A 754-nucleotide genomic window follows, 5' to 3' on the forward strand; every position below is an offset into this window, starting at 1 on the left:
CGGGTATTGCGAAGCCCCCGTTCCCGGTTCCACCATGTGGGGCAGGGGATTTTTTCTTCCTCCAGCCGTCTGCGGATATAGTTCGGACCATGACCGTTTAGGGCATATCCGAAAATCAGCCGCACAATCGGGGCGGTTTCCTCGTCAATGAGCAGATGGTTTTTGTCCTCCGGGTCTTTCCGATACCCAAACGGGGCAAGACACCCGGTAAACTGTCCTTTCTGCGCTTTCAGAAGATAAGAGGAATGGACTTTCTTGGAAATATCCTTGCTGTACATCTCGTTCAGGATATTCTTGAACGGGGCAATATCGTTGTTATCCCGCAGGGTGTCGATACCGTCATTCATGGCGATATAGCGGACACCGTTTCTTGGGAAAAAGTCCTCAATCAAATGCCCGGTTTGCAGATAGTTACGCCCCAGTCGGCTGAGGTCTTTCGTGATGACAAGGTTGATTTGCCTGCGCTCAATGGCTCTCAACATTCTCTGTAAATCAGGACGCTCCATATTAAGACCTGTGAAGCCATCGTCCTGATAGACTGCCACAACCTCCCATCCCTGCTTTTCGCAGTATTTTTCCAGCATATCACGCTGGTTTGCGATACTGGCACTTTCGCCTTGCAGGTCATCGTCCTTTGACAGTCTGCAATAGACCGCTGCACGATAACCCCCGGCAAGTGCCGAACCGATTGTTCTGTATTCCATTTCGTTCATCATAGCCATTTACCCACACAATCCAGACGGTATCTGGCTCT

Annotated in this window: 1 protein-coding gene; it reads right to left on the reverse strand. The window is 50.4% G+C overall.

Going from position 1 to position 754, the window contains the following annotated elements; translation table 11 throughout:
• Positions 1 to 722: recombinase family protein (locus LI164_RS15585; protein WP_158553866.1), on the reverse strand; the 722-nt coding region annotated here is incomplete at its 3' end.
• Between the last annotated feature and the right edge of the window lie 32 nt (positions 723 to 754).

Origin of the sequence: Dorea sp. 210702-DFI.3.125, assembly GCF_020560945.1 — a bacterium.
Classification (GTDB): Bacteria; Bacillota; Clostridia; order Lachnospirales; family Lachnospiraceae; genus Dorea; species Dorea formicigenerans.